25 protein-coding genes are annotated in these 26,050 nt (G+C 67.2%); 18 read left to right on the top strand and 7 right to left on the bottom strand.

The window, feature by feature from the left end; all coding sequences use genetic code 11:
- Positions 1-343 precede the first annotated feature (343 nt).
- The 5 genes from FXF75_RS19365 to FXF75_RS19345 all read left to right on the top strand — a co-directional run bounded on the left by FXF75_RS19365 (position 344) and on the right by FXF75_RS19345 (position 6,509).
- A complete protein-coding gene (locus FXF75_RS19365; RefSeq protein ID WP_163523666.1) occupies positions 344-1,645 on the top strand; it encodes a 5'-deoxyadenosine deaminase in 1,302 nt (433 codons plus the stop codon).
- Positions 1,646-1,997: 352 nt separating this feature from the next.
- A complete protein-coding gene (locus FXF75_RS19360; RefSeq protein ID WP_163523665.1) occupies positions 1,998-3,155 on the top strand; it encodes a hypothetical protein in 1,158 nt (385 codons plus the stop codon).
- A gap of 210 nt (positions 3,156-3,365) precedes the next feature.
- On the top strand, positions 3,366-4,019 hold the full coding sequence (locus tag FXF75_RS19355; protein ID WP_163523868.1) for an ABC transporter ATP-binding protein: 654 nt from the start codon (positions 3,366-3,368) through the stop codon (positions 4,017-4,019).
- Positions 4,016-5,155 carry an ABC transporter permease gene (locus tag FXF75_RS19350; RefSeq protein WP_163523663.1) on the top strand — a complete coding sequence of 380 codons (1,140 nt, stop codon included), beginning with the start codon at positions 4,016-4,018 and terminating at the stop codon, positions 5,153-5,155. Before FXF75_RS19355 ends, FXF75_RS19350 begins: the two co-directional genes overlap by 4 nt.
- A 127-nt stretch (positions 5,156-5,282) precedes the next feature.
- Positions 5,283-6,509, top strand: a complete 1,227-nt coding sequence (locus tag FXF75_RS19345) for an MFS transporter (protein ID WP_163523660.1) — start codon at positions 5,283-5,285, stop codon at positions 6,507-6,509.
- A gap of 45 nt (positions 6,510-6,554) precedes the next feature.
- Here the strand turns inward: FXF75_RS19345 and FXF75_RS19340 are convergent, their stop codons facing one another.
- Positions 6,555-7,241: a helix-turn-helix domain-containing protein gene (locus tag FXF75_RS19340; protein WP_163523658.1), complete on the bottom strand. Its 687-nt coding sequence runs from the start codon at positions 7,239-7,241 to the stop codon at positions 6,555-6,557.
- 179 nt (positions 7,242-7,420) lie between these two features.
- On the opposite strand from FXF75_RS19340, the gene FXF75_RS19335 reads away from it, so the two are divergent.
- The 7 genes from FXF75_RS19335 to FXF75_RS19310 all read left to right on the top strand — a co-directional run bounded on the left by FXF75_RS19335 (position 7,421) and on the right by FXF75_RS19310 (position 14,364).
- Entirely contained in the window at positions 7,421-9,091 is a 1,671-nt protein-coding gene (locus FXF75_RS19335) for an ABC transporter substrate-binding protein (RefSeq protein ID WP_309221868.1), read from the top strand.
- A gap of 3 nt (positions 9,092-9,094) precedes the next feature.
- Positions 9,095-9,415 (top strand): ABC transporter permease, encoded by a 321-nt coding sequence (locus FXF75_RS22895; RefSeq protein WP_240334808.1) that lies wholly within the window; start codon positions 9,095-9,097, stop codon positions 9,413-9,415.
- Positions 9,409-10,050, top strand: coding sequence for an ABC transporter permease (locus FXF75_RS22890; protein ID WP_309221867.1), 642 nt, complete (start codon positions 9,409-9,411; stop codon positions 10,048-10,050). Before FXF75_RS22895 ends, FXF75_RS22890 begins: the two co-directional genes overlap by 7 nt.
- On the top strand, positions 10,047-11,045 hold the full coding sequence (locus FXF75_RS19325; RefSeq protein ID WP_163523654.1) for an ABC transporter permease: 999 nt from the start codon (positions 10,047-10,049) through the stop codon (positions 11,043-11,045). The genes FXF75_RS22890 and FXF75_RS19325 overlap by 4 nt, the downstream gene beginning before the upstream one ends.
- Entirely contained in the window at positions 11,042-12,082 is a 1,041-nt protein-coding gene (locus FXF75_RS19320; RefSeq protein WP_163523652.1) for an ABC transporter ATP-binding protein, read from the top strand. Before FXF75_RS19325 ends, FXF75_RS19320 begins: the two co-directional genes overlap by 4 nt.
- Entirely contained in the window at positions 12,079-13,419 is a 1,341-nt protein-coding gene (locus FXF75_RS19315) for an ABC transporter ATP-binding protein (RefSeq protein WP_163523650.1), read from the top strand. Before FXF75_RS19320 ends, FXF75_RS19315 begins: the two co-directional genes overlap by 4 nt.
- 195 nt (positions 13,420-13,614) lie before the next feature.
- Positions 13,615-14,364, top strand: coding sequence for a creatininase family protein (locus FXF75_RS19310; protein WP_163523648.1), 750 nt, complete (start codon positions 13,615-13,617; stop codon positions 14,362-14,364).
- A 6-nt stretch (positions 14,365-14,370) separates the two neighbouring features.
- On the opposite strand, the gene FXF75_RS19305 is transcribed toward FXF75_RS19310, so the two are convergent.
- The 3 genes from FXF75_RS19305 to FXF75_RS19295 form a co-directional block, all read right to left on the bottom strand.
- Entirely contained in the window at positions 14,371-15,021 is a 651-nt protein-coding gene (locus FXF75_RS19305) for a DUF1028 domain-containing protein (protein ID WP_163523646.1), read from the bottom strand.
- Between the two features lie 111 nt (positions 15,022-15,132).
- Positions 15,133-16,368 (bottom strand): MBL fold metallo-hydrolase, encoded by a 1,236-nt coding sequence (locus FXF75_RS19300; protein WP_163523644.1) that lies wholly within the window; start codon positions 16,366-16,368, stop codon positions 15,133-15,135.
- Between the two features lie 73 nt (positions 16,369-16,441).
- A complete protein-coding gene (locus FXF75_RS19295; RefSeq protein WP_163523642.1) occupies positions 16,442-17,098 on the bottom strand; it encodes a helix-turn-helix domain-containing protein in 657 nt (218 codons plus the stop codon).
- Positions 17,099-17,137: 39 nt separating this feature from the next.
- On the opposite strand from FXF75_RS19295, the gene FXF75_RS19290 reads away from it, so the two are divergent.
- The 3 genes from FXF75_RS19290 (at position 17,138) to FXF75_RS19280 (ending at position 20,426) form a co-directional block, all read left to right on the top strand.
- Complete coding sequence (locus tag FXF75_RS19290) at positions 17,138-18,382, top strand: NAD(P)/FAD-dependent oxidoreductase (protein WP_205427901.1); 1,245 nt, start codon at positions 17,138-17,140, stop codon at positions 18,380-18,382.
- A gap of 179 nt (positions 18,383-18,561) precedes the next feature.
- On the top strand, positions 18,562-19,449 hold the full coding sequence (locus tag FXF75_RS19285; protein ID WP_375335552.1) for an ATP-binding cassette domain-containing protein: 888 nt from the start codon (positions 18,562-18,564) through the stop codon (positions 19,447-19,449).
- The gene (locus tag FXF75_RS19280; protein WP_163523637.1) at positions 19,446-20,426 is read left to right on the top strand and encodes an ABC transporter permease subunit; all 981 of its coding nucleotides are present in this window, start codon (positions 19,446-19,448) and stop codon (positions 20,424-20,426) included. Before FXF75_RS19285 ends, FXF75_RS19280 begins: the two co-directional genes overlap by 4 nt.
- Here FXF75_RS19280 and FXF75_RS19275 read toward each other — a convergent pair.
- Entirely contained in the window at positions 20,402-21,550 is a 1,149-nt protein-coding gene (locus FXF75_RS19275) for a hypothetical protein (RefSeq protein ID WP_163523635.1), read from the bottom strand. The genes FXF75_RS19280 and FXF75_RS19275 overlap by 25 nt on opposite strands.
- A gap of 142 nt (positions 21,551-21,692) precedes the next feature.
- Between FXF75_RS19275 and FXF75_RS19270 the strand changes: the two genes are divergently transcribed.
- A complete protein-coding gene (locus tag FXF75_RS19270) occupies positions 21,693-22,073 on the top strand; it encodes a hypothetical protein (protein ID WP_163523633.1) in 381 nt (126 codons plus the stop codon).
- A 15-nt stretch (positions 22,074-22,088) separates the two neighbouring features.
- Here the strand turns inward: FXF75_RS19270 and FXF75_RS19265 are convergent, their stop codons facing one another.
- Together FXF75_RS19265 and FXF75_RS19260 are read right to left on the bottom strand one after the other, a co-directional pair.
- On the bottom strand, positions 22,089-22,985 hold the full coding sequence (locus FXF75_RS19265; RefSeq protein WP_163523632.1) for an RNA ligase family protein: 897 nt from the start codon (positions 22,983-22,985) through the stop codon (positions 22,089-22,091).
- A gap of 110 nt (positions 22,986-23,095) precedes the next feature.
- A complete protein-coding gene (locus FXF75_RS19260; protein WP_163523631.1) occupies positions 23,096-23,833 on the bottom strand; it encodes a sporulation protein in 738 nt (245 codons plus the stop codon).
- A 141-nt stretch (positions 23,834-23,974) separates the two neighbouring features.
- On the opposite strand from FXF75_RS19260, the gene FXF75_RS19255 reads away from it, so the two are divergent.
- Both FXF75_RS19255 and FXF75_RS19250 read left to right on the top strand, forming a co-directional pair.
- The gene (locus FXF75_RS19255) at positions 23,975-25,447 is read left to right on the top strand and encodes an aldehyde dehydrogenase family protein (RefSeq protein WP_163523630.1); all 1,473 of its coding nucleotides are present in this window, start codon (positions 23,975-23,977) and stop codon (positions 25,445-25,447) included.
- A 171-nt stretch (positions 25,448-25,618) separates the two neighbouring features.
- Positions 25,619-25,834 carry a hypothetical protein gene (locus FXF75_RS19250; protein ID WP_163523629.1) on the top strand — a complete coding sequence of 72 codons (216 nt, stop codon included), beginning with the start codon at positions 25,619-25,621 and terminating at the stop codon, positions 25,832-25,834.
- Positions 25,835-26,050 lie beyond the last annotated feature (216 nt).

The following is a 26,050-nucleotide window of genomic DNA, read 5'->3' as shown; positions in this document are numbered from 1 at the left end:
ACGAGCGGAATCCGAACGAGCCAGCGACGCAGTGCAGGATTCTGGAGCCAGCGGTTCACTGACGTAGTGTTTCGGGGAAACATCTATTCTGATAGTCCGAGATTCCTTCATGCAAAGTTTAAGTAATTTGGTTTCGAGTCGGGCCAACGAACGGACCGCGACGAGAGGTCCGGAACGGGAACAACGTTCGATGTCCGCTAGCAGACACCGGAGCCAGCCCCGAATCGGTCCGACGTTTCGGCGGGTCGAAGACGAAGGAGTCGGTCGAAGCGGACCGACCCGAGAGTCGCCGACGGGCGGAAATCAGCAGGTATTTTACAGACTCCCCCATAGTCGGGCCGGGATGTTACTACAGGGAACGGTCGTCGCGGACGCCGAGACAGTGGTCGAGGACGGCGCGGTGGTCGTGGAGGGCGACGAGATAGTCGCCGTCGGCGACCGCGAGGAACTGGTCGAGACCTACTCCGGACACGAGCGCGCGGAGTACGACCTGCTCGCGCCGGGCGTGGTCGGCGGACACGTCCACTCCGTCCAGTCGCTCGGCCGTGGTATCGCCGACGACACGGCCCTGCTGGACTGGCTGTTCGACTACGTGCTGCCGATGGAGTCGTCGCTCGACGCCGAGGGGATGCGAGTCGCCGCGGAACTGGGCTACCTCGAACTGCTCGAGTCCGGCGTCACGACCGCCATCGACCACCTCTCGGTGCGCCACGCCGACGAGGCGTTCGAGGCCGCGGGCGAGTTGGGCATCCGCGCCCGGATGGGCAAGGTGCTGATGGACACCGAGTCGCCCGACGGTCTGCTGGAAGGGACCCGAGAGGGACTCGACGACACCGAGCGCCTGATTCGGAAGTACCACGACACGCACGACGGGCGCATCCAGTACGCGGTCACACCGCGCTTCGCCGTGAGTTGCACCGAGGAGTGCCTGCGGGGGTCGCGCGAACTCGCCGACGAGTACGACGGCGTGCGCATCCACACCCACGCTAGCGAGAACCGCGACGAGGTCGAGACGGTCGAGGAACGGACCGGCCGCCGGAACATCCACTGGCTGGACGAAGTGGGTCTGACCGGCGAGGACGTGGTGTTGGCCCACTGCATCTGGACCGACGAGTCCGAGCGCGAGGTGCTGGCCGAGACCGGTACGCACGTCACCTACTGCCCGTCCTCGAACATGAAACTCGCGTCGGGCATCGCACCCATCGTGGACTACGTTGACCGGGGCATCAACGTCGCGCTGGGCAACGACGGCCCGCCCTGTAACAACACGCTCGACCCCTTCACGGAGATGCGGCAGGCGAGTCTGCTCCAGAAGGTCGAACACCTCGACCCGACGACGACCCCCGCGCAACTCGTCTTCGAGATGGCGACCGAGAACGGTGCGAAAGCGGCGGGCTTCGACGACGTCGGCCGCCTCCGACCGGGGTGGAAGGCCGACGTCGTGGGCCTGACGACAGACGTGACTCGCGCCGTTCCCCTCCACGACGTGTTCTCACACCTCGTCTTCTCCGCCCACGGCGACGACGTGGAGTTCACGATGGTGAACGGCGACGTCGTCTACGAGGACGGCGAACTGCGGACGGGCGACGCCGAGGCGATTCGGCGGCGAGCGCGGGAGTACGACCTGCCCATCAGTCCGGAGTAGGTCCGTCTCCGTCGAGTACCCACCGTCTCCACATAGTCCAGTACTCCCGTCCACACCGACTCCCGTCTCGTCGGCAGTACTGTCCTCGAATGGCGACTCCGTTTTGATTCGAAACGTCGGTTCCTCTGCGGGTCAGTGACGTCCGGAGTCGAATCCTAAGATTATTAATGATAGCATCGAGACTGGACGTATACGAAATGTATTTAATCAGACAACGTGGTAGCGGTGCCGAAACCGGCTCACGACCGGCACGCGAGGTCCGGCCCGGTGACGGCCGCTTCCAATCTTCGAACGCGAGCGCGCTCTCCGAACCGCAGAGGACTGACTGTGCGGCCGACCGGAGAGTGGCCAGATGACGAAGACCCAACTGTTCACCTGTCTCGTGGTCCTGCTCTCGGCGGTCGGTGCCGGTGTCGTCCCCCACGCAGTGGACGCTACCCCGACCGAAGACGCCGCGTCCGTAGACGCCGCCGTCGCACAGACCGCCGCCCCGACGCTGGTGACTGTCCGGACGGAACTCAACGAGACCCAACCGGAGGTGGGGTCGAACTTCACCCTGACCACGCACGTCGAGAACGTCGACGATGGGGACGGGAACGTCTTCGTCGAGAGCGTCGAAATCCGTCGGACCCCCGACGGCGACGACGTGGTCGCCGAGGAGAAACCGAAGAAACGCCTCTGGTCGGGCGACAGCCTTCAGAACCGCCAGTCGCTCGAACTCGGCGAGACGGGCGAACACACCCTCTACGTTCGCGTCGAGTTCCGACACGGGAACGGTGAGAGCTACGAGGTCGTCCAACCGGTCGATGTCACGGTGTTCGACCCCCATCCCCTGATGGCCGTCGAAGCCGAATCGACCCTGCCCGGCAGTCGGACGACGCTGAACGTCTCGCTGACGAACGGCGTCCGAGAGCCGATTCGGAACGTCGAGCTACAGGTTCAGAGCGACGGGGTGTCGGTGAAGGACAACCGGCGGAACGTCGCCCAGCTATCGGGAACGGCGACCGAGACGTTCTCCTTCGAGGTGAGCGGCGAGACGTCCGAGACGGTGAACCTGACGGCGGACCTCGAATACACGACCGCCAACGGGACCCAGCGGTCGGTCACTCGGACCCTCACGCCGACGCTGACGGAACTCTCGAATCCCGGGGCCGTCAATCTCACCGGTATCTCCGTCTCCCGGCGGGGCCAGACCCTGCAGGTGACGGGGAGCGCGAGCAACGTCGGCACGACCGACGTGCTGAGCGTGGTCGTCGGCGTCCAGTCGAACTCGAACGTCAGCCCCGGTCAATCGACCGCGGAGTACTTCGTCGGAGAGATTCCGTCGAGCGACTTCAGTTCGTTCAAAGTGCAGGCGAACCTCGACTCGAACGCCTCGTCGGTGACGATTCCGCTGCGCGTGAGCTACATCGTGGACGACGTGCGTCGCGTGCGGACGGTCTCGCTGACCTACGACGTGCCCCGGACCGCGCCGACGAAGTCGTCGACTCGGACTCGTCGCTTCCGCTGACGGCGATAGGTGGCGTCGCCCTCGTCGGAGTGGTCGCGCTCGTCGGCGGGTGGAGGTGGTTCGGTGGTGACTGACGACGGTTCCGTTACGGCCGACGATAGTTCGGCCACGGTCGAGAACGGCCCCGCTACGGCCGAGGACACCTCCGTCTCCCCCGAGAAGAATCAGGTCGGGGACGCGGCCGAGGCCGACCGACAGGGGTCGGCGGTCATCCGGTCGCGGGACCTCGTCAAGGAGTACGAATCCGGCGGGGAGGTGTTGCGGGCGCTGAAGGGCATCGACCTGACGGTTCGGGCGGGCGAGTTCGTCGCCATCGTCGGTCCGAGCGGGAGCGGCAAATCGACGCTGTTGAACCAACTCGGTCTGCTCGACACCCCCACGGAGGGCACCGTTTCGGTCGAGGGGACGGCGGTGAGCGACCTCTCGGTCGCCGAGCGGACGCAACTCCGCAAGCGGACCGTCGGGTTCGTGTTCCAGAACTTCTACCTCATCCCGACGCTGTCCGCCGTCGAGAACGTCAAGGTCCCCCGGTTACTGGAGCGCGACCGGAAAACCACCCACCGGCGGGCCACGGAACTGCTCGAACGCGTGGGACTGGGCGACCGACTCGACCACCTGCCGAACCAACTCTCCGGCGGACAGAAACAGCGCGTCGCGGTCGCCCGGTCGCTCGTCAACGACCCCGACCTCCTGCTCGCCGACGAACCGACCGGCAACCTCGACCGCGACACAGGGTCGCAGGTGCTCGGGGAGTTCGGCCGCATCACCGACGAGGGCGTCGCCGTGGTCGCCGTCACGCACGACGAGCAGGTGACCGAGTTCGCCGACCGAACCATCGAACTCGTGGACGGGAATCTCCGATGATGGACTGGCTGTTCGAGCGCTTCCCGCTGGCGATGCTGGCCCGCAGGAACCTCGCTCGTGCCAAGACCCGGTCGGCGCTGGCGATGCTCGGCGTCGTCATCGGCGTCGTCGCCATCGCCTCGCTAGGCGTGTTCGGCGTCGCGTTCAAGCTCTCGTTCCTCCAAGGCGCGACGTTCGGAAACACGGTCTTGGTGGTCCCCGGCGAGGACGCCGACAGGGTCCTCACCCAGAGTCAGGTCTCGAAGGTGAAGTCGTACGTGGACGGGGACGACGACGTGTACGCGCTGAAGCAGCGTCGCGGGACGCTCACGCATCTCCGGCAGTCCGGGTCGGTCTCGGTGTACGGCGTCGAGGGCGCCCGAACGCGCCTCTCGCCCGAGCGGGGGACGATACCCGACACGTGGCGCAAGCAGGTGTTGGTCGGCGCGGAGACGGCCGACACCTACGACGTCGGGCCCGGCGACAGCGTCACCCTCGACGGGGAGTCCTACCGCATCGCGGCCGTCCTCGAAGACCAACCGCGGGGCGGCGCGTTCCAGAGCCTCGACGACGGCGTTCTCGTCCCGATGTCCACGTTCGCGGGCGACAACTACACGCAGGTCCAGATTCGAGCGGACTCCCCGACGGAGGCGAACCAGACGGCGGTGATGCTCCGCAACCGTCTCGGGTTCGGCCGCGAGGACCGCTACCGCATCATCGACTTCAAGGACTCCATCGAGCGGTTCAACCAGCAGATGTCCACCATCAACCTCTTCCTGCTCGGAGTCGGCGGCATTTCGCTGCTGGTCGCGGGCATCTCCATCCTGAACGTCCAACTGATGAGCGTCATCGAGCGCCGCGAGGAAATCGGCGTCCTCCGGGCGGTCGGCTACGGCCGGTACGACATCCTGCGACTCATGCTCGGAGAGTCGGCGCTCCTCGGACTCGTCGGCGCGCTCGTCGGTGCCGTGCTGAGCGTCGCACTCGGCCTGCTCATCAACCTGCAACTCCTCGGCGACCCGTTCGCGTTCACGGCGAAGGGGTTCTGGTACATCGGTCTCGGGTTCGCGTTCGGCGTGGGCGCGGCGGTGATAAGCGGTCTCTACCCCGCGTGGAAGGCCGCCAACGAGCGCCCGGTCGAGGCGCTCCGAGACTGACCGGCGACGGTTCGGCGTCGCTCCTCGGTCGGTCGTCCGGACGGAGTCGCTCGCCGCGGCCGATTACATCCGGGTCGCCGTTTATACGTTCGGGCCGACGCGTTACGAGCATCCACACCGTCTCAGTATGAACGACAACGACCGTTCCATCGTCGGCGTCGCGATGCTCGCCCACGCGATGGTTCACACCTACGAGCTCTCGATTCCCATCCTCGTGACCGTCTGGCTCGACGCGTTCTCCGTGACGCCCGCGACCATCGGACTCGTCGTCTCGATGGGGTACGGACTGTTCGGCCTCGGCGCGCTCCCCGGCGGAATCTTGGCGGACACCTACGGCTCGCGGCCCCTGATTATCGCCTGTCTCGTCGGGATGGGAGCGTCGTTCCTGCTCCTGAGCGTGGCCCCGAGCGTCGGGTTCGTCGCCGTCGCGCTCCTCCTCTGGGGGGCCGCCGCGAGCGTCTACCACCCGTCGGGGCTGTCGCTCATCAGCAAGGGCGTCTCCCAGCGCGGCACCGCGTTCGCCTACCACGGGATGGCGGGGAACCTCGGCATCGCGCTCGGTCCGCTGGCCACCGCACTCCTGCTGCTGGCGTTCGACTGGCGACAGGTGACGGCGCTGCTCGCGATTCCGGCGGGCGTCGCGGTCCTGCTGTCGCTCACCGTCGAGTTCGACGAGACCGCCTCGGTCGAAGCCACGGACGGCGGGACGAGCGACTCCAAAGCCGACACCGTCTCGTCGCTGTCGGAACTGGTCTCGGAGTCGCGGCGACTGTTCACCGCCGGGTTCGCCGCGGTGTTCGCCATCGTGATGTGCTCGGGACTCTACTACCGGGGGACGCTCACGTTCCTGCCCGACCTGCTCGCCGGACTGCCGATGTTCGACCCCGTCTCGCTCGGCGGCCGCAGCCTCGAACCCTCGCGGTACCTGTACGCCGGACTGCTCATGGTCGGCATCGCCGGACAGTACGCGGGCGGGAAACTCACCGACAGGATGGAGACCGAGCGCGGTATCATGCTCGGGTTCGCGGGACTCGCGGTCGTCGCGGTCATCTTCGTTCCGGCCTCGAACGCCGGGCTGGTGGCTCTGCTGGGTGTCAGCGCCGTCCTCGGATTCATGCTCTTCCTCGTCCAGCCGTTCTATCAGGCGACGGTCGCCGAGTACACCCCGGCGGGACTTCGTGGCCTCTCGTACGGGTACACCTACCTCGGCGTGTTCGGCGTCGGGGCGCTCGGCGCGGCGATGGCCGGGGTCATCCTGACCTACGCGTCGTCGAGCGGTCTGTTCCTCGCGCTGGCGGCCATCGCGGTGACGGCCGCGCTGCTCGCCGGGAACCTGATTCGGACGCAGGCGTGACCCCGACTCGGGAGACGTAACCTCGGCGGAGAACGGCCGACACCGCTACAGGAGATACTCGCCGATTTGGTCCATCACTTTGTGTTCGGCTTGGGCGAGATGTTCCCACGTCGTCGTCGGCGCGATACCGACCGCGTCGCTGATGTCCTCGATGGTCACGTCGGTCTTCGGCCTGTAGTACCCGCGGTCGATGGCCGTCTTCAGCACCTCCAACTGTCTGGGCGTGAGTTCGTCCTCCAGTATCTCGAACAGTTCGAGGTGGCTCTGTCCGTCGAGTTCGCTGAGCGCGACGTCCCGGACTAGTTCCGCGTCGTTGCCCGCGCGTTCCAGCGACTCGATTATCTCGCTCACGTCGTCGCCGTCTTCGACGTACACCGTCCAGCGCTCCCATCCCGCGGTAATCGTCGTCCCGGTGCGGTGGTGAATTCCCATGTCCGAGAGTCGCTGGGAGATGCTGTCCCATTGGTAGCTATCGTAGGTGATGGCGACCGCGACCCGCGCGGCGTCGAACGACGTGAGCGGCGTCACGTCGAGAACCGGGTCCGCGGCCTCGAAGTCGTCGAGGAACCCCTCTATCGAGTCGGCCGGACCCGTAATCTCGATGATTCGTTTGCGCTCGGCCGCGCTCCCGGTCAGCGACGAGGCGGATTCGAGCGTGATGTCCGGGTATCTCTCGCTGATGTCGCTCTCGGGTTCGCCGTGGTGGCGCAACCGGAGCGTCACTTCGCGCATGGGATTTCCAAAGTCGCCCGAGCTGATTAACCCCTTCGAATGGGGTACTGATTGCCCGCAGTAACGTGGTTTTCCGGATAGCCCGAATATAGACGGTCACAATACCAAGAGGGTGAACCAGACTGGTATTGAGTACGAGCATGATAGACGGTAACAGTGGAGACGGTGAGGCGAACGGTGTGTCAGACGAAGCGCTGAGCGGACCGGTTGTGGACCGCAGAACGACGATGAAGCTGCTGGGGGCGACGGGACTCGCGGGGATGGCGGGGTGTCTGGGCGGGGGCGACGGCGGCGAATCGCAGGGGACGACCGCGTCCGGCGGCGACGGGACCGAAACCGAGACCGAGACGCAGGCCGACGCGAACCAGAAGCAGGGCGGTCGCCTGCAGGCGGCGTGGTTCACCGGCAGCATCGACGTGCTGGACCCGCCGTACATCAGCGTGGGTCAGTACTTCCAAGTCGCGGGCAACGTGTTCAACGGTCTCGTGACCCTGAAGAAGGACCTGACGGTGCGGGGCGACCTCGCGAAGGACTGGACGGTCGAGAACGACGGCAAGAAGTTCACCTTCCAGCTCCGAGAGGGCGTCAAGTTCCACAACGGCGACGAGTTCACCGCCGAGGACGTGAAGTACACAATCAACCGGACCATCTCCAACGAGGCCCCGGCCGCCGGAAAGCTCGGGTCGCTCAAACCCGTGGACGAAGGCGGCGTGAACGTCAAGGGCGACTACGAGGTCGAACTCAACTTCTCGGAGGCGATGGCACCCGCGCTCATCTACCTCACTCGGGGACCGGGCCGGGCCGCGACCATCGTCAACAAGAACGCCATCGAGGAGATGGGTGCCGACCAGTACAAAATCAAGCCCGTCGGCACTGGACCGTTCAAGGTCACGAAGCACGAGGTCGGGTCCGGCATCACGCTCGACGCGTTCGACGACTACTTCGAGACCGACGAGAACGGGAACTCGCTCCCGTACCTCGACGGTATCGACATCAATCCCATCTCGGAACCGGCCACGCTGGTCAACGCGCTCCGGGGCGGCGACGTCGATTTCGCCAACCTCGTCCCCCTCCAGAACATCGACAAGGTCGAGCAGGCGGGAGAGGTCGAGAAGCTCTCGGCGCCGGGCGTCAACTGGTACGGTCTCGCGATGAATCAGGACCGCGAGCCGTTCGGCTCCAAGAAGGCCCGGATGGGCGTCGCGAAGTCCATCAACAACGAGCAGTTCATCCAGACCGCCTACTTCGGGAACGCCATCTCCGCCAAGGGTCCCATCAACAAGGCGACCGAGTGGGTGTGGCGCGAGGACAAACCCGACGACCAGAGCTACGACCCCGAGAAGGGGAGCCAGCTCCTCGAGGAGTCGGGCGCGTCGGGCGCGAGTTTCAGCATCCTCACCACGAAGGACAGCCTCCGCGCCGCGAAGGCGATGCGCCAGCAGCTCAACAAGGCGGGCTTCGACGTGAGCGTCGAGCAGGTCACCTCCTCGACCTACTGGGAGCGCTACGAGAAGGGCAACTACGACACGACCATCAGCGGGAGCGTCGGCGACCCCGACCCGGACCAGTCGCTGTACAACTTCTACCGCAAGCCGAGCGCGGACGGCGTCTGGAACTGGGTCAACTACGAGAACGACGAGGTTCACCGACTGCTCGCCGAACAGCGAAAGGCGCTCGACCGCGACGAGCGCAAACAGCTCCTCCAGCAGTTGGAGGACAAGCTCATCGCGGACGTGCCCCACGCCTACCTGATTCACCAGGACGACGTGGCGGCCCGGCGGTCGAACGTGAAGGGGTTCACCCACATCCCCTTCCTGCGGAACTTCCACACGACGTGGCTCGACGAGTGACAAATGCGTAAATACATCGTCAAACGGGTACTGCACGCGGCGTTCATCATGTGGTTAGTCGCGACGACCGTGTTCGTCGGACTCCGGCTCATCCCCGGCGGCCCCGTCGCGGCGATGCTCGGTCAGGAGGCCACGCCGGAGGCCGTGGAGGCGCTTCGCAACCAACTGGGCCTGAACCAGCCGATGTACGTCCAGTACGTCGATTGGATGACCGACATGCTCGTCCTCGACCTCGGTCAGTCCATCACGTCGAGTCAGGAGGTCACCACCCTCATCGCGCAGGCCGCCCCGAAGACGCTGTCTATCGGGCGCTCGCGGTGGTAATCGGCCTCGGCGTCGCCCTGCCTACCGGCATCGTCAGCGCCGTCCGCAAGAACGAACCGCTGGACTACGTGGCGACCGTGACCGCGTTCATGGGCGTCTCGATGCCCGCGTTCTTCGTGGGCATCCTGCTGGCGCTGGTGTTCGGGGTCTGGTTCGACCTGCTGCCGGTGTTCGGCTACACGCCCATCAGCGAGGGCGTCGTGCCGTGGTTCGAGAGCATCATCCTGCCGGCTATCGCGGTCGGCCTGCCGTACTCGGCCATCGTGATGCGGATGATGCGGTCGTCGCTGCTCGAAGTGCAGAACGAGCAGTACATGCGGACCGCTCTCGCCAAGGGGGTGAACGGCCGGGTTCGGCTGTTCAAACACGCCCTGCAGAACGCCCTGATTCCCGTCGTTACGGTCGCGGGCATCCAACTCGCGCTCGTGCTGGTCGGGAGCGTGACGGTCGAACTCGTGTTCGGCATCAAGGGGCTGGGACGACTGCTCGTGGACTCGATGCTCGACCGCGACTATCCGGTGACCCAAGCGGTCATCCTGCTGGTCGCGGGCGTGATGGTGTTCACCAATCTGCTGGTGGACGTGGCGTACACGTTCATCGACCCGCGGATTCGCTACGGAGGTGACGACGCGTGACGGAGGACCAATCGCCCGGGGTGGGACCGAACTCGCCCGCCGAACCGGGACCGACCGACGTACCGCCCGAGTACCAGCAGGACGAACAGATAGAGGAGCACAAGACGCTGGGCCAGCGCATCGTGGACGGTCTGCTGGCCGACAAGATGGCGCTGTTCGGCGCGGTGGTCGTCGTCGCGTTCGTGGTGACCGCCGTGTTCGCGCCGTTCGTCGCGCCCCACGACCCGGAGGCGACCTACGGCTTCATGAAGTCGCCCGGCGAGCAGAGCGTCGGCGACTTCGACAGCGACCCCCAGACCGAGGAGGTGCTCCACGTCCTCGGCACCGACTCGTTCGGTCACGACATCCTCTCGCGCATCATCTTCGGCGCACGGGTGTCGCTGCTGGTCGCGCTGGCGACCGTCGCGGTGGCGTTCACGATAGGCACGACCATCGGCGTCCTCGCCGGGTACTACGGCGGGTGGATAGACAGCGTGCTGATGCGGTACGTGGACTTCCAGTGGGCGTTCCCCGAACTCATCCTCGGGGTCGCCATCATCGCCATCTCCGGCGGACTCGGGGTGGTGAACGTCGTCATCGCCATCGGTATCGCGTACATCGACGACTTCGCCAGACTGGTCCGGGGGGAGGTGCTGTCGCTCCGCGAGGAGGAGTACGTCACCGCCGCCCGCGCCATCGGGATGACCGACCGGCGCATCATGTTCCGGGAGATACTGCCGAACGCGGTGGCTCCGCTCATCGTGCAGGGGACGCTGATGATTCCGCTGGCGATTCTCGCCGAGGCGGGACTGTCGTTCCTCGGTCTCGGCGTCAAGCCCACGACGCCGACGTGGGGGCTCCTGCTGTCGGACGGCCGCCAGTTCATCGACCAAGCGTGGTGGATTAGCGTGATGCCCGGGTTCGCCATCATGGTCACGGTGCTGGCGTTCAACATGCTCGGCGACGGCTTGCGAGACATCTTCGACGTGAGCGAAGGAGAGGTGGAAGAACGATGACCTTACTCGAAGTCGAGAATCTACACACCGCGTTTCCGACGCCCCGCGGGGAGGTCGAGGCCGTGGACGGCGTGGACCTCACCATCGAGTCCGGCGAAATCGTCGGTCTCGTCGGGGAGAGCGGGAGCGGCAAGAGCGTGCTGGCCGACAGCATCGTCGGCATCGTCGAGGAACCGGGCGAAGTGATGTCGGGCGACGTCCGCTTCCACGGCGAGTCGCTCTTGGAGAAGACCGACGCCGAGATGGCCGACATCCGCGGCGGGTCCATCTCGATGGTGTTTCAGGACCCGATGAACAGCCTCAACCCGACCCTGACCGTCGGCGAGCAGATAGCCGAGACGGTTCGACTCCATCAGGACGTGGGCGAGGGCGTCTCGCTGCCGGCAGAGGTCAAGCGCAAGATACTGGGCGCGTCGAAGAACAGCGAGGCGTGGCGCAAGGCCATCGAGATGCTCGAAGCCGTGGGCATCCCCGAACCCGACAGCAGGGCCAGCGACTACCCCCACGAGTTCTCGGGCGGGATGCGCCAGCGAGCCATGATAGCGATGGCGCTGTCGTGCGAACCCGACCTGCTGGTCGCCGACGAACCCACCACCGCGCTCGACGTGACGATTCAGGCCCAGATTCTCGACGAGTTGCGGTCGCTCAAGGAGGAGTTCGAGACGTCCATCCTGCTCATCACCCACGACCTCGCGGTCGTCGCCGAGACGTGCGACCGGGTGAACGTGATGTACGCGGGCCAAATCGTCGAGCGCGCGCCCGCCGACGAACTGTTCTCGAACCCACAGCACCCCTACACGCAGGGGCTGTTGGCGAGTACGCCGCGCCTCGACGACCCCCGGGACGACCTCCAGCCAATCGAGGGCAACGTCCCGGACCTCATCGACGTCCCGTACGCGTGCCACTTCGCGCCGCGGTGTCCCGAGGCGAAACGCGAGTGCTACGAGCGCCCGCCGGACTTCCGCGAAGTCGGCGACGACCAGACCGACCACGAGGCGGCGTGTCTGCGCCGCGGCCCGCCGGAGGAGCAACTATGAGTTCCGAACAGACGATACGGACCGAGACGGACGCAGCGACCGACGCCGAACCCCTGCTGCGAGTCGAGGGACTCCAGAAGTACTTCGAGGAGGCCGACGGCTTCCTCGACAAACTCGTCGGGGACGCCGGGAAGGTGCAGGCCGTGGACGGCGTGGACCTGACGGTCAGGAGCGGCGAGACGCTCGCCGTCGTCGGCGAGTCCGGGTGCGGCAAGTCCACCCTCGGACAGACCATCCTGAACCTCCACACGCCGACCGGGGGTTCGGTCGAGTACAAGGGCGAGGACCTCGCCGGACTGTCGGCCAAGGAGATGCGACCGTACAGGCGGGACCTCCAGATGATATTTCAGGACCCGCTAGCGTCGCTGAACCCGCGCCAGACCGTCGGCAACATCGTGAAAGCGCCGATGGAGGTCCACGGTATCGGCGACGACGACGAGGACCGGACCGAGCGAGCGAAGGAACTGCTCGAACGCGTCGGACTGAAGGCGGGCCACGTGGACCGATACCCCCACCAGTTCTCGGGCGGCCAGCAACAGCGCGTCGGCATCGCCCGCGCGCTGGCGCTCGAACCCGAACTCGTCATCGCCGACGAACCGGTGTCGGCGCTGGACGTGTCGGTGCAGGCCCAGATTCTCAACCTGCTCGACGAACTGCAGGACGAGTTCGGTCTCTCGCTGGTGTTCATCGCCCACAACCTGAGCGTCGTGCGCCACATCGCCGACCGCGTGGCGGTGATGTACCTCGGGCGCATCGTCGAGACGGCCCCGGTCGAGGAACTGTTCGAGAACCCCCAGCACCCCTACACGAAGTCGCTGCTGTCGTCGGTGCCGCGAATCGACGCCGCCGACCGCACCGACCGCGTGATTCTGGAGGGGACGGTGCCGTCGCCGCTCGACCCGCCCTCCGGGTGCCGGTTCCACACGCGATGCCCGGCGGTGATACCGCCCGACGACTGGCCGGGGACCCAACAGCAGTTCAAGGACGGCTTCACCTTCCGCAACCGGGTGTTGGCGGGCGAGATAGACCCGGACGCGGTCCGCGAGCGGTTGGGTGCGGACGGCGAGACGTCGGACGACGAGGTGGCGGCCCGAATCGTCGAGCAGTCGCTTCCCGGAGACCCGGCGGACCTACCGCCGGAGGCGGCCGAGGCGGTGCGAGAGACCGCGGCCGCGCTCGCGGCGGGCGACGAGGACCGGGCGGCCGACCGAATTGCCGACGAGTTCACGTCGCCGTGCGAACGCGAGGACCCGCGGACCGTCGCCGCCGGAGACGAGCACACCGCGACGTGCCACCGCGTCGATTCGGACGCGCCCGGACGACCGGACGTGTTCTGACCGCCGACTCCTTCTCCGCGCAGGTTCCGTCGAGAGTACCGACTCGTTCTGACGTCCGGTTTCGCCTCCCGACTCGTGTCGGTACGCCCCCGACTCGCCGAAACCCCCGAGTCAGGTCGTCGAAGCGTCGTCTCGCGTTTTCGTCCGGAATAGTTCGGGTCGGTAGTTACGGGGCGTGTCGTCGAAGGGTGAGGTATGGTATTCGAGCTGACGAAGATGACGTGGCCGGACGTGGAGGACGGACTCGCGGAGTCGTCGCTGGTCGTCGTGCCGACGGCGAGCGTCGAGCAACACGGTCCCCACCTCCCGCTCTCGGTGGACGCGCTCCGCGGACGCGAACTCGGCAGGCGAATCGCGGCCGAACTCGACTGCTTCCTCGCGCCGGTCGTCCGGCCGGGCATGTCCGACCACCACATGGACTTCCCCGGGACGATATCGCTCTCCGAGGAGACGTTCAAGGCGGTGATTCGGGACTACTGCGAGAGCCTCACCGACCACGGGTTCACCGACATCGCGCTGTTCACCAGTCACGGCGGCAACGCCGACGCGCTGGTCGAAGTCGCCGACCGACTGGACGCGGACCTCGACGGTCACGTGTTCGTCGCCGGAGACAGAGAGGGGATGATGGAGGCGCGGACCGCCGCGATGGGCGAGTTCGGCGTGACTCCGGAGGAGGCGGGCGCGCACGCCGGTGCGGCCGAGACGGCGTTCCTACTGGAGACGAATCCGGAACTCGTCGAACCAACCGACGGCGCGACCGGGTTCGTCGGCGACGTGTCCGATATACCGCTCGAAGACGGCATTCGCGCGGTGAGCGACAACGGCGTCCTCGGCGACCCCGAGCAGGCCACCCTCGAACAGGGCGAGCGACTCATCGAGTCGTGCGCGTCGTACTTCGCCGGAGAAATCGAGGCCGAGACCGCGAGGGCGGTCGAGAGTCGGTGAGACTCGCTAGTCGAAGATTCGGGACCTCGACTCCTCGCTGAACCCCTCGCTGGCCTCGACGGCGGCCTCGTACACCCGGCGGAGTTCGTCGATGGGCGTCTCGTGGTGGTCCACGCGGAGGTCGTGGTACGCGGTGGTCTGGGGGGCTTTGACCGCGACCGCGGCCGAGGAGTGGCCGCGCTTGTCGCCGCCCGCGTCGCGTCCCGCGGCGAGCGCGCTCAAGAGTCGGTCCACGAGGTCGTCGCCGTCCGCAGAGAGGGCGTCGACCGCCGCCGACAGGGTCTCGCCGCCTTCGAGCATGTTCCCCGCCGCGGTGATGCCCGCCTCCTCGTGGACCTCGTGGCCGAACCACCCGTCGCAGTTCTCGCCGGAGAAGGCGTAGGCGTTGCCGCGCGAATCGACGCCGTGGACCTGCCGGAGGTCACTGTCGTCGTCCTGCGCGAGCAGTCCCTCCAGCGCGTCGTCCACCGCGAGGTCGTCGAGCAGGGCCACGCCGCGGCGACCGAGGCGGACGTTGACGAAGCTCTGCGTGCTGATTGCGCCCTCGTGGGAGACGCACGGTGCGAGCGCGCCGACGGCGGGCGCGTCGGTCGCGACGCCGACGCCGAACTCGGTCCCGTCGTCGGTCTCGTTGCGGATGCAGACTGAGAACGTCATGCGGTAGCGTACCGAACGGCGCCGCATAAAGGTGGAACCGACTCTATCCGGGTCGGGGGTCGGACGGCGTCGCGTTCTCGCGGGACTGTCCGCCGACCGCGCCCGACGGGGTCAGCGCGATTCGAGGGTCTCGCCGAGTTCCGGGGCGGTCGCGTCGAACCCCGCCTCGCGGAGTTCCTCGGCGAACGCCTCGCACCGGTCGCCGTGGTTCACCAGAATCCGGGCGTCGCGGTACGAGTCGAGGAAGTCGAGCAGACCCTCGCGGTCGGCGTGCGCCGAGAAGTCGTACGCCTCGGTCCGCGCGCTGACGGACATCACCCGGCCGTCGATTTCCGCACGGCCCCTGTCGAGCAGTTCGCGGCCCGGCGTCCCCTCGACCTGATACCCGGTGAAGGTTATCTTGTTCGTCGGGTTCCCGCGGATTTCGGGGACGTACGTCATCGCCGGACCGCCCGAGAGCATCCCGCTGGTGGTAACTATCGCTGTACTCTTCTCCGCGATGCGCTTGCGCTGTCCGTCTCGTCCAGTCACGAATCGGGCGTGGGATTTCGCCCGTTGGAGCGCGTCTCCGTCGCGCAGGAAATCGGGATACCGTCGCGCGATTCGAGTGACTTTCTGGCCCATCCCATCGACGTAACAGTCGATGTCGTGGGCCTCGCAGACCATCAGCATCTCTTGCGTCCGACCGATGGCGAACGCCGGGACGACCACGGTGCCGCCCTCCCAGATGGTCGTGCGCACGCTCTCGGCGAATCGCTCCTCGACCGTCTCGCGGGGGTCGTGGTCCACGTTGGAGTACGTCGATTCCGTGATTACGATGTCGGCCTCCGGCCGCGCGGTCGTGCCGGACAGGAGTTGCGTGTCCTCGGTGTGAAAGTCGCCGGTGTAGAGCAGGCGGGTGTCGCCGTCGTCTATCAGTACGTGCGCGCTCCCCGGGATGTGGCCCGCGTCGAAGAACGTGACCTCGTATCCGGCCGCAGTGAACGTCTCGCGGTAGCCGTGGGTCTCCGAGACCTGCGAGAGGCGCTCGATTTCGGCCTCGGTGAAGGGGCAGTCGTAGCTCCCGCCGTGCAACTTGAGCGTGTCGCGGGCCAGCACGCTCGCGAGGTCCCGCGTCGGGGGCGTCCAGTGGACGGGCGGCCGGGCGTCGCCCGACAGCAGGGAGGGGACCGCCCCGACGTGGTCGAGGTGGCCGTGACTCACGACCACGGCGTCAGGGTCGGGGTCGCCGACCGGGAAAGAGGGCGGGTTGCCGGTGGCCATCCCGTAGTCGAGCAGGAGCGAGTCGTCCACGAGGACCGCGCTCCGCCCGATTTCGCGGGCACCACCGAGAAATTCGACGTTCATTACCGGGGTCTACTCGGTGCGAGCCTTTTCGTCCGTCGATTCGGCAGTCGGGGTCTGGGAGTCCCGTCCGCGCTCAGCGGACCAGCGCGCCGAACACCCGTTCCTCGATTTTACGGAGGTGTTCGCCCGCAGTCGTCGGCGCGATGCCGACGGCGTTCGCCACGTCCTCGTGGGTCGATTCTCGCGGCGTGTTGTAGTACCCTTCCTCGACCGCCGCTTCGAGGACCTCCTGTTGGCGAGTGGTCAGCAGTCGGGCGAACGAACCCTCGTCGGGGTCGTAGTCGCCGGTTTCGACCACCTCGAACGAGAGAGCAGGGTCGTCGGTCACCTCCCGGAACAGGTCCCGGAGGTCCGACTCGCTCCCCAAGCAGGTCACGCAGAGCGACCCGTCGTCCTCGACTCGTATCGGCGTCTCGACCACCACGTCGGACTCGCGTTGGCGTTCGAGCATCCGTCGCGTCGAGTCCGTCGGTTCGAACTGGCTGACCGCCATCCAGCGGTCGTCCCCCGAGACGAGGTAGTCGGTGACCGACGGCGACTCGTCCATAATCTCCTCGTAGCGGTGCCTGTCGCCGCTCCCCTCGGCGAACGAAAGCACCGTCTCCTCGTCGAGGAGTTCGACGCGGTGAATCGCTTCCCGAGTAATCGCCGGTTCCGCCGAGAGTCGCTTTCCCAGCGGATGGAACACCCCGCCCTCTCCGGGGCGCGCGAGGACCGTGAGATACCTCATACCCGTGAGAGAAACCCGAAGGGACTTCAAAGGTCGTGGATGACCGGCAAACGACGATTCGTCGTCGGTCCCGAACGAACGGACATGGAAGAGATACGAGAGTCGCCCGACATCGCGGTCGTCGGCGGCGGTATCTGTGGCCTGACGACGGCGCTCGCGCTCGAACGGCGAGGTTTCGAACCGGCCGTCTTCGAGGCGGCGTCGGAGTATCGTCCCGTCGGTGCCGGAATCCTGCTCCAGACGAACGCACTGCTCGTGTTCGACCGACTCGGAATCGCCGACCGACTCCGAGACGCCGGAGTCCCACTCGACGGGAGCGCGATTTGCGCTCCGTCCGGGAACGTCCTGAAGCGGTTCGACCTGCGCTTCGAGCGAGAGAGGTTCGGCCACGGGTTCGTCTCGATACACCGCGCCGACCTGCTCCGGATACTGCTGGACGAACTCGACGCCGAAGTCCGGACCGGAAAACGTTGCACCGAAGTGACGGACCCGGAGCGCCCCATCGTCCGGTTCGCGGACGGCACGCGGGTTCGTCCGGACGTTCTCGTCGGCGCGGACGGCATCGACTCCGCGGTTCGGGAGTTCGTCGCCCCGGACGTCGAACCCCGCTCGATGGAGGGCATCGTCTATCGGGCCATCGCCGAGGCGGAACTCCCCGAGCGGTATCGCACGCGGGGAGTGGAGGTGTGGGGCGAGGGCACCTACACCGGTGGGGCACCCCTCGGTCCCGACCGATTCTACTGGTTCGGGACGGCACCCGAGCGACTGGAGTCCGACCCGTCCGACCCGCGGGAACCCGCCGCGACGCTCCGCGAGCGGTTCGGCGAGTTCCCCGACCCGGTTCCGGGCGTCGTGGGGTCGCTCGACCCGGACGCGATTTTCGTCACCGACTTGGACGACGTGCCGGAACTCGAACGGTGGCACCGCGGGTCGGTCGTCCTCGCGGGCGACGCGGCCCACGCGATGCTCCCGTTCGGCGGACAGGGCGCGGCGCAGGGCGTGGAAGACGCCCTCGCGTTGGCCCACGCCATCGACACCCACGGCGAGCTATCGTCGGCCTTCCGGGCGTACGAGACCGACCGGAAGCCCAGAGCAGACCGAATCCGCGACGAGTCCCACAGACTCGGAACCGTCGGCACGATAGAGTCGGCCCTCGGCACTCGGGCGCGGAACGTCGCCGTCGGACTGCTCCCGGACGCGCTCTTTCGGCGCTTCCGGCAACGGCGAGCGTCCCAGACGACGCTCCCCGAGTCGCCCGTCTCGGGGAGCGGTTCCGGCGGGTGAGGCGGTGCGGGCGCTCGCGGACACCGCTGTCCCGATTGGTCGCGCAGTGTAGAACGGGAAGGCCCACCCCCGGTCGGTTCCGTAACGACGCTGTGGATTCCCGAGTCGCAAGAAGACTTATTCCGTGCCGCTGTGCCAACGATACCAAGACCAGAATGTCAGTCATCGAGATAGATAGTTTGTCCAAACTGTTCGGCGACGTGACGGCAGTGGACGGTCTCTCGCTGTCCGTCGAGGAGGGCGAGGTGTTCGGCTTCCTCGGCCCGAACGGCGCGGGCAAGTCCACGACCATCAACGCGATGCTCGACTTCACGAAACCGACGAGCGGCGAGATTCGGGTGTTCGGCCAGGACGCCCAGCGCGACTCCGTGGCGGTCCGCGAGCGCTCGGGCCTGCTGCTCGAAGGCTACGGAGCCTATCCGAATCTCACGGGCCGCGAACACGTCCAGCACGCCATCGACACGAAGGACGCCGGCGACGACCCAGACGCGCTCCTCGAACGCGTCGGACTCGCGGACGCCGCGGACCGGCGCGCCGGGGGCTACTCGAAGGGGATGCGCCAGCGGATGGCGCTCGCCGTCGCGCTGGTCGGCGACCCCGACCTGCTCGTCCTCGACGAACCCTCCACCGGACTGGACCCGAACGGCGCGCGGACCCTTCGAGAGGTCGTGACCGAGGAGACCGACCGGGGCGCGACCGTCTTCTTCTCCAGCCACATCCTCGAACAGGTGGACGCCGTCGCCGACCGCATCGGCATTTTGCTCGACGGGTCGCTCGCGGCCGTCGGCGGCGTCGAAGAACTCCGGCGAGAACTCGGCGCGGGGGCGACGCTCTCGGTTCGGGTGTCGGCCGTCCCCGACGCGCTGGCGGCCGACCTCCGGCGACTCGACGGCGTCCGCGAGGTCCGGGAGCGCCACGGTCGAATCGAAATCGACTGCGACGGCGACGGGACGGCGAAACTCCGCGCGCTGAACGCGGTGGCCGACGCGGGCGTCTTCGAGGACTTCGAGGTCCGGGACGCCTCGCTGTCGGACGTGTTCTCGAAGTACACGGAGGGGACGGCGTGAGCCGAGCCGACGTGTTTCGGCGCGACCTGACGAGCGTCTACCGCTCGCGGACCGGCACCGCGGTGAGCGCCATCGTCGCGCTCACCACCGTGGTCGCGGTGGGCCTGTTCGCGTTGGCGTCCGACGTGGCCGCGCTCGCCGGGGTTGGCGGACTCCTCACCGTCGGGTCCATCGCCGCGCTCGTCTTCCTCGGCAACCCGAAGCAGATAGCGGGCGTCGTGGTCGCGTTCACCGTCCTCGCCGTCGCGGGGGCGCTCGCGCTCTCGGACCCCCGAACCGGAGTGCGCCCGGGGATGGAACTCGCCGTCCTCGCGGTCGGGTCCGGACTGTCGTTCGTGCTTCCGCTGGTCTGTCTCGTCGGGAGTTACGCCGCGCTGGTCGGCGAACGCGAGACGGGGAGCGTCCGCTTCCTGCTGGGCCTGCCGAACTCCCGCGACGATGCGTTCGTCGGCAAGTACCTCTCGCGGTCGGCGGTCGTTGTCGTCCCGCTGGTGGTCTGCCTCGCGCTCACGGGCGTCGTCGTCGCGTTCACCTTCGAGGGCGGTTCGCTGCTCGGGATGGTCGGTCTCACGCTCGTCTCGGTCCCGTACGCGCTGCTGTTCGTCGGCATCGGACTCACCGCGTCGGCGTACGCCGACACCGCCAACCGCGCCGTCGCGGTCGTCATCGCCGTGTTCGCCGTCCTCCGGGCCGGGTGGCCCGCGTTCCAGTTCGTCCTCCTGCAGGGCGTCGAGGACAAGTTCCCGCTACCCGAGTGGTACTTCTGGGTCGGACGGCTCAACCCCATCAACGCCTACGTGAAGCTCACGACGCTGTTCGCACCGGTCGGGGACGGCCACCCGCTCATCTCGACTCCGTTCGAGGGAGTCTCGACGGTTGCGACCGGTTACCCGTTCGCGGCGGTCGTCCTCCTCGTCTGGACGGTCCTCGCGCCGGTCGCCGGAGTGGTCTACTACAGGAACCGCGACCTGCTCTGACCCCTCTCGGCGAGAGGGATTCCGCACATCTGTCCGACGAGTTCGAACAGCGCAGCGTAGACCTCGTCGTAGCCGACCGCGAAGGCGTACCGGCCGGGGTCGAGTCGCATCGAGCGACTCCGCAGTCCGCCGTCGCCCTCGAGGACCTTCCCCGGAAACGCCCGGAGGCGGAAAGTCGTCCGCTCGCCGGGCGAACGTCCGTAGCAGGCCTGAACCGGATACCCTCGGTCGAGTAGCCGCCAGCCGTCGCCCTCCCACCGGTAGAGTCGGTAGAACTCACACGACCGGGGGCGGCGCGAGTGGTTGTGAAAGGTGAACTCGAGTTCCGCCGGGAGGGACACGTACTCCGCCGACGGTTCAAGGTAGACCGCCGACTCGCGGTCAGCGTCGTGATACCAGTTGACCGGGCGTTCCTCCTCGACCGGAAGCGACGGTGGCTCCGTCCCCTCGAACGCCGAGCGGCCGCGAGGACCCTGTTTCGTAGTCCGCCACGCAGTCAAACCGAGCGCGAACTCCGGGGCGATTTCGTACCGGCCGAGCGGCGGTTTCCGGCTCTCCGGGTGGCCGAGAAGGACGTACTCGCCGCGGACGGTCTCGCCGGGGCCGAGCGTGACGGTCTCGGGAAGCCAGTCGTCTTCGCGGGCGAGAAGCCACCGACCGTCGTCGGCGCGTCCATACGCCGGCGGCGTCTCGCAGAGGTCGTGGTTCGCGGTCGGTGCGAGGAACACCGGTAGCCGGTCGGCCGTCGTCTCGGGTTTCGCTTGCGGGGTCCGGTCGAACGGCGGCGTTTCGCCCAATCGGAAGGTGTTCTCGAAGTCGTTCGCGTTCGTGAGTGTCGCCCGGAGGACGGCAGGCCCGTCGGCAGTCGCTGGCGCGGCAAATTGGAGTTCGACCGTTCCGCGGTCGTCCGTGACGTAACTGGAGGGCGAGAGCGCGAGCGTCCGGTCGGCTGTTCGCTGGGCCACGACGTCGCGGTCGGAGCCTCCGACGCCGTCACTACCGTCCCAGCCGACAGCATCGCCGGTCGTGGTCGAGGCGGCCGCGTCCGCTTGCGTATCGGAGAGAACACACCATCCGGAACCGACGGTTCCGCTCAGGGCGGCGAGGAAGCGCCTTCGTCGCATAGCGGGAGGACACTAAGCTAGGAGACATATGTTTTCTGTTGGTCAGCAGTATCGAACCGATTCGGGTCGCGTCGTGCGGCCGAAACGGAAGCCGATGCCGGGAAATCCTCAAGCGTCCGGCGGTCCAACTATCGTCTAACTGATGACGCGCACCCTCGAACTCCCAAACGGCGACACCGTCACGTCAGACGACGTGTTCCTCTACAACGACTACCCCTACCGCGTCGTGTTCCCGGGCGACGACGAGTCCCCGAACGAGGACGCCAAGTACGAGTTCTGGCTCTCGCCGCTCCACTGGGGCGGCGGCGAGATGGACATCCCGTTCCGGGAGCGCGAGGCGCTGGTCGAACAGTGGGGTCCCGAGTCGCGGGGGACCCTGACCGAGAGCGAGTGGGAGGGGTGGTTGCGCGAGGCCCGCGGCGACGACCGGTTCGGCGACGACGAACTCGACGCGCTGGCCCGCGAACTCCCCACGTCCGACAGCGGTCTCGTGACGCGCCTCCGGCGGACGCTCGGGTTCTGAGTCGCCGACCGCCGACTACTCTGCGTCGAGGCGCGCCTGCGTCCGCGCCGCCACCGCCGAGCGGAACGCCGACGCATCGACCGACCGGTCGCCGTCGAAGAGGTCGGCGTACTCCTCGCGCGCGATGTCCTCGACGAGTCGGTCGAAGACGGCGTCGAACGTGACCGGACGCTCGCTGGCTTCGAGTTCGCCGACGACGCTCTGGATTCGCTGGTCGGTCGCGTACGCCGCGGCGAGTTCGTCGGCGGACGCCTCGGTCGGACTCGGGTCGTCTGCGGACGGCCCGTCGTCGCTCCCCCGAACGTCCGGGTGCGGAATCACCGCGCGCTGGCCGGTCTTGTTCCGGACCACGACGCCCGCGGCGGGACCGTCGTACCACGCCGAGTCGGGCACCTCGTAGCTATCGGGGTCGAAGTCCGCGGCCCGGACCTCCTTCTCGAACGCGTTCACGGCGTCGAGACCGAGGCGGTCGTACGCCCGCTCGACCGCGTCGGGCGGCAGGAAGCGGCCGTCCGCGTCGTCTGACCCCGACCGATTGCCCGCCGAGTCTCGTTCGGCGGCGTCCCACACGTCGAAACCCAGAAACGGAGGCGTCCGGTCCCAGTCGTAGTCGATGGCGCGGCGCACCGTCGCCTCGCCGAAGAAGACGACCGAGGAGGGGTCGTCGCGCGTCGCCCGGAGCGCCTCGCGGTCGAACGACTCGCGGACGTGCCGGACCGCGCGGCGGTATCCGAGCGGAATCTCGTGGGCGTCGTAGGTCCGACGCCGGTCGCCGAACTCGATGAGACCCGACTCGCGGAGTCTGAACCGGAGGTGCGCCCCGTCCACCCGCTCCTGAATCCAGAGGTGGCCCGAGTCGAGGAGGTCCGAGGGGGCGTCGTCGGCGCGAGGAACGGCCGGGAACTGCTTCATAGGGTGTCGGTTGTCGGCGGGCCGAGGTAAGGGTTTGGCAGTGGGTGGACCGAACGTCGTCGGAGAGTCGGCGAAAGGAGAGCGGTCAGGGGTGAGCGCCCGACTCCGACTCAGGCGTACTGGTTCAGCGCGCGCTCCAAGTCGTCACGAACCGTCGCCGGGTCCGGGTCCCGAACCGTCAGACTCGTCTTCGACTCGTCGGTCTCGGCCATCTCGCTCAGGAGACCGCCGCGGCGGTCTATCTCCACGAACAGCGTGAGTTCGTCGGCGTTCTCTCGGGCGACGAGTTCCACCTCGTCCAACTCGCCGCGGAAGGGACCCGACTGCGGCCGGAACTCGAACTCCTGTACGAACCGGTTGCCGGACCCGTACCGGTCGTAGGGGTCGGCCTCGCACTCGGCCGACCGGAACGAGAAGCCGAGGTCCTCCATCGCGTCGAAGACCGCTTGCAGGCGCGGAGTCGGCGTCACGTCGAGGTAGTCCTTGTCCTCGGGGTCCACCGCCCAGTCGATGTCGAGTTCGGTCTCGACCCACACGTCCACGTTGCCCAGCGTCACGGGCGTTCCGTAGGGGACGTCGATGGAGACCGAGCGCGTCTCCTCGTGGTCCGGCGGGATGGTCAGGTCGTCGGTCAAGGTGAATCGGTCGATGTCCGCGTCGTCGTACCCTTCTTCGGTGGCGTACTGGGTCTCCAACTCGAATCGAATCGCGCCGACTTCCTGTTCGGCGGACCCGCCGCTGACGTGGACTTCCGCGTCGATGGTTTCGCCGGGCGTGACGGTCGCAGAGGGCAGGACGGTATCGACGCTGGCGTTGCCGATACCGACGCTCGCGAGAACTTTTTTCATGGTTCGGATGACACGTCTCTCGCGAGCGCCGAGTATCTTTGGGTGGTTCTCGTTCCCTTCCTACCGCCGTGATAAACGTCTCGACCTTGCTCCCGGTCGTCGTCCGACCGTATTTTCACGTTGGAACTCCAACAGCAGGACGTGACCGACAGAGAATTTACTCTCGACGGTGATTGGAACGCGCTGTACGTGGACGGCGAGTGGGTCGCTGCGAGTCGCGACGAGACCATCGCGGTCGAGAACCCGGCGACCCGCGAGCGAGTGACCGAGGTTCCGGCTGCCACCGAAGACGACGTGGACCGGGCCTACGAGGCGGCCGCGGCCGCGCAGGCGGCGTGGAGCGAGCGGTCGGCCGAGGAGCGCGCGTCGGTAATTGAGGACGCCATCGGCATTCTGGACGACCGGCGCGACGACATTCTGGAGGCGCTGGCCGTCGAATCGGGCAGCGCCAACGCCAAGGCGTTCGCGGAGTGGCAGACGGCGCAGGGGATGTGCCACCACGCGACGGGGCTGGCCGGGCGGATGGAGACCGAAACCTCCGACTCGATGATTCCCGGCAAGCAGAACGAAATCGAGCGCGTCCCCGAGGGCGTGGTCGGGGTCATCTCGCCGTGGAACTTCCCGTTCAACCTCTCGATGCGGGCGGTCGCGCCCGCGCTGGCCACCGGCAACGCCGTGGTCCTCAAGCCCGCCTCCTCGACGCCAGTGACGGGCGGTCTCCTGCTCGCGCGCATCTTCGAGGAGGCCGGACTCCCCGACGGTCTCCTGAACGTCGTGACCGGCCGCGGGTCCGACGTCGGCGACCGGATGGCCTCCCACCCGGAACTCGACGTGATGGCGTTCACCGGTTCGACCGAGGTCGGCAGGCGGGTCGCCGCGCAGGCCGCGGAGAACCTCGCGCTCCCGGCGATGGAACTCGGCGGGAACAACCCCTACGTCGTCACCGCGGACGCCGACGTGGACGCCGCGGTCGATTCGGCGGTGTTCGGGTCGTTCCTGCATCAGGGCCAAATCTGCATCTCCATCAACCGCCATCTCGTTCACGAATCGCTGTACGACGAGTACGTCGAGCAACTGGCCGAGCGCGCCGGGAGTCTCCCTATCGGCGACCCCCGCGAGCGCGAGAACGTGGTCGGCCCGGTCATCGACGAGGACCAGCGCGACCAGATTCTGGCGTACGTCGAGGAGACGGTCGAGCAGGGCGCGACGCTCGAAACCGGCGGCGGTCACGAGGACCTCTACGTCGAACCGACGGTCCTCTCGGACGCGACCAACGACATGGCCGCGGCCTGCAACGAACACTTCGGCCCGGTCGCGCCGGTGATTCCCTTCTCCGACGAGGAGGAGGCCGTCGAGATGGCGAACGACACCGAACACGGTCTCGCTGCCGCGATTCACGCGGGGGACCTCGACCGCGGACGCGAACTCGCGGACCGAATCGAGGCCGGGATGGTCCACGTCAACGACCAACCCGTCAACGAGGAGCCGTCGGTCCCGTTCGGCGGCATGAAGGCGTCGGGCATCGGCCGGTACGACGGCGACGCGATTCTCCACGAACTCACCCAGACGAAGTGGATTTCGACCCAGACCGAGAAGCGCGACTACCCGTTCTGAGCGGCACCGTTTCGGCAGCGGAGGGCCGCGGACGGCGGCCCGAAACGCGGTAAAACGGTGATGAAACACCGGACGACAGACCGCGTCCGCCGGTGACGCCGTGTCGCGCCCACCCCGCGAGGGGTGTCTCCCAGTGGAAACACTGTTGTGTCGGTCGTGGAAACATGAAACATGAGCAAAACGAAGCAGTTGTACCGTCGCCTCGACGAGTGGACGCGGAACCTATCCCGCGTCGAGTACGCTGCGCTCGCTGGTTTCGTGGCTGCTACGGCGGCGGGTATCGTCGGCGCGCTGTTCGGCGGTGAGTTAGTGACGCTTCAGGCAGTCGCGATGGGTCTCTCGCTGGCCGCAGTCTATTATCTCTTCAACCCCAACGAGCAGGAGTAAACAACGGGTTTAGACAGAGTTCGTCCGGTGTATTCGGGCGGGGCGATACGTCGCTCCGACTCCTTCGGTCAGCATCTTCAGATACAAATACCGCGCCCGAGACCACCCCCGTAATGACCTTCGACTCCGACCCGTTCACCGTCGCCGTCAAGGAGAGCGCGCGGGACGCCAACCGGGCGGTCCGGCGGTTCGCGCGCTCGGAGGGCGACCGCGTGG

It is taken from the genome of Halorussus sp. MSC15.2, assembly GCF_010747475.1.
Lineage (GTDB): Archaea > Halobacteriota > Halobacteria > Halobacteriales > Haladaptataceae > Halorussus.
Note: the sequence above shows the minus strand (reverse complement) of the source record. Positions and strands in the feature narration are given on the sequence as shown.